The 203-nt window shown below is 57.1% G+C and carries 1 pseudogene; it reads left to right on the top strand.

What is annotated here, in order from left to right:
- A pseudogene (locus HMPREF2943_RS12525) lies at positions 1 to 203 on the top strand (hypothetical protein); the annotation flags it as partial.

Below are 203 nucleotides of genomic sequence, written 5' to 3'. Positions count from 1 at the left end.
GGTGACGGCATCAAGGATGGTGACGAGGACGCCGACGGCGACGGTAAGACCAACGCTGAGGAGTCTGATCCGACTAAGGACGAGTCCAAGGATTCTGACGGTGACGGTATTCCGGACATCATCGATAAGGATGATGAGGATGGCCCGAAGGGTGACAAGGACGGCGACGGCATCATCAATGAAGAGGACCCGGATGCTGATGG

Origin of the sequence: Corynebacterium sp. HMSC072D12, assembly GCF_001813925.1 — a bacterium.
Taxonomy (GTDB): domain Bacteria; phylum Actinomycetota; class Actinomycetes; order Mycobacteriales; family Mycobacteriaceae; genus Corynebacterium; species Corynebacterium aurimucosum.
Note: the sequence above shows the minus strand (reverse complement) of the source record. Positions and strands in the feature narration are given on the sequence as shown.